This window comes from Vibrio sp. Y176 (assembly GCF_033438945.1).
On record NZ_JAWOQS010000676.1, the window covers coordinates 1 to 646 of the forward strand.

The following is a 646-nucleotide window of genomic DNA, read 5'->3' on the forward strand; positions in this document are numbered from 1 at the left end:
GTTGATGATCAATGAACTGCAAGCGGCAAATACTTTTGTTATCTGTCCTAGTTGGACATTAGGCGATTACAAGTGTAGCCAATATCCGCTATCCAAGTATATCGAGATGTACGTATGGTGTAATGATTCTGCCGCGAAGAAAATTGACCAAGAACGTTTGAGAAGTTTGATTACCGAAACATTCCGACTTACTTCTAAAGGCGTGGTTGGTAGGCCACCTACGGGTCGCTTGCTAACCAGTTGTGAAGTGATGTAGAAAAACGCCATGGCTATTGAATAAATAGACATGGCGTTTGTTTTAATAATGATTAAATTAATGACAGGTAGAAGAAAAAGAGCCCACTTATACCAATTGGTATTGTGTAAGGGATACCATTCTCAAAAGGTGTTTTTTTGCGATAAACAGACATTAACCACATAACCAATATTTGAATCCCACCCAGTAATCCTATCGCTACTATTGCCGCTAACATATATTCATCGTTCACTCCTAAGAAAAGTGCGCCAATGAGTTTTACATCTCCGCCGCCTACAATATTTATCAACCAAAGTATAAAGAAACAAATAAAAACAGAGGTACTCACTGCGAGCTGAGTTAGTGGTTCTGGAGTAAAGAACAAGCTAAGTAGTGAAGTAATGAAGATAA

At 38.5% G+C, this 646-nt stretch carries 1 protein-coding gene and 1 pseudogene; one reads left to right on the forward strand and one right to left on the reverse strand.

Annotated features, from left to right (window positions below; genetic code table 11):
• Positions 1-256 (forward strand): annotated as a pseudogene (locus tag R7O13_RS28010) (LysR family transcriptional regulator); the annotation flags it as partial.
• 52 nt (positions 257-308) lie between these two features.
• Here R7O13_RS28010 and R7O13_RS28015 read toward each other — a convergent pair.
• A complete protein-coding gene (locus R7O13_RS28015; protein WP_318305341.1) occupies positions 309-644 on the reverse strand; it encodes an A24 family peptidase in 336 nt (111 codons plus the stop codon).
• Positions 645-646 lie beyond the last annotated feature (2 nt).